The sequence below is a fragment of the Yersinia pekkanenii genome, assembly GCF_001152565.1.
Classification (GTDB): domain Bacteria; phylum Pseudomonadota; class Gammaproteobacteria; order Enterobacterales; family Enterobacteriaceae; genus Yersinia; species Yersinia pekkanenii.
Window position 1 is genome coordinate 1 of record NZ_CQAZ01000156.1, and the last position, 1801, is coordinate 1801.

Below are 1801 nucleotides of genomic sequence, written 5' to 3' on the forward strand. Positions count from 1 at the left end.
TGACCGGCAATAACAGCTTTAGCGGCGCGCATCATATTGATGCGGCCGGTGTATTAACCGTCGGTCAGGCCAGTAATCTGGGGGCATCGACGGCCACGGTTGGATTGGATACGGCGACGTCTCATCTGGTGCTGAACGCAGTCAGTGGGGCTATCGCCAATGCCCTTACTGGCGTGGCAGGTTCCACCGTTGATATCATCAATGGCTCAAACACGGCGTTGAGCGGCAATAACAGTAACTTCCTCGGCCAGTATGCGCTGGCGGGTAATAGCAAACTGACGGTGGCGTCGACCGCCAATCTGGGGGCCGCATCCAGCATCAGGCTGGCGGGGGCACAGGATATTCTGGCGCTAAGTGGCTTTAACGGCAGCTTTGGCAACAGCGTCACAGGTGACGGCATTTTGCAGGTCACGGGCGGCTCCAATGCTACGTTGACCAACACCAATGGCGTCGACAATGCGGTTACGGTAGATATTGCCAATGCCACACTGAATCTGAGCGACATCGCGCTGTTCGATCATGTGCTGACCGGTAATGGCACGCTGAATGTGGCGAAGAATAATNCCAGCACGGCATTTGACTTTGGCACGGCAGTGGGCGGGGCGTTCGGTGGCATTGTGAACCTGACAAACTCCACCTTTGCATTAAGTGCTGATAACACTGCCGCGCTGGCGAATGCCACGCTGAAACTGTCGACTGATAACGTGACCACGGTCGGCACCACCAATCGCACTATTCACGGCTTGGATCTGAGTGGTGGCACCCTGATTTTTGACGGTGCGGCACCACAATCACAGGCCAGCGGTGTCGTCACCGTGACGGATCTGGCGCTGAACAGCGGCACTATCAGTGTCACGGGCACGAATAGCTGGGATAACCCTGCAACCGCACCGAACCTGTCGATCCTCGATCAGGATCGCGGCGGTGTTATGTTGGAACTGATTAACGCCAGTAACGTGACCGGGAATGCCAACGATCTTGATCTGATGATCAACGGCACCTCAGTGACTTCCGGCACTCAGGGGGTATTGTCTGCCATTCAGCAGGGTGGGACCACGGTGGCTAATGCCACCCATAACTACGGCCTGACCAGCAGTGACGGTAGCGGCGGTAATGGCCTGTATGTCAATTACAGCCTGACGGCGTTGGAACTGTTAACTGACGGTACTGATGCCTTGTTACTGGCAACGGACAGCAGCGCTTCCTCGAATAAAGAGTTAAATGCACTGGTATCTGGCGTAGGTGGTTTGCAGGTGGATGCCACGAATGGGGCGTTAACCCTGGCGAACGGCAATAACAGCTACAGCGGCGCGACCACGGTCACTGCCGGTGAGCTGATCCTCGGTGCCAACAGTGCCTTTGGCCATACTGCGTTACTGGATGTACTGAGCGGTGCCAGTGCCAATATTAACGGCCACAGTCAGACCGTCGGCGCACTGACCAATGCCGGGACGGTAACACTGGGTAGCGGTGGGGCGCTGAACAGCACCGGTTTACTGACCAACAGCAATATCCTGAATGTCGCTGGCGGTACGTTGAATCTGGCGGCGGGCGGGACTTCAACGGCGACCGGTGGGTTAACCGGTGCCGGTATCCTGAACCTCAATGGCGGTGATTTTGCCATCAGTGGGGCCAACAGCGGGTTAAGTGGTCAGGCCAACATCGCCGATGGGGCCTCGGCGACCCTGAACGGCGCCGGTACGCTGGGCAGCAGTGCCATCAAGGTGCTGGGTGAGTTGAATCTGAACGGGGCCAATGCGGCATTAGCCAACGTGCTGAGCGGCGACGGTGATATCAACAC

At 57.2% G+C, this 1801-nt stretch carries 1 pseudogene; it reads left to right on the forward strand.

Going from position 1 to position 1801, the window contains the following annotated elements:
* Positions 1-986: 986 nt before the first annotated feature.
* Positions 987-1801, forward strand: a pseudogene (locus tag AEP37_RS28105) (hypothetical protein); the annotation flags it as partial.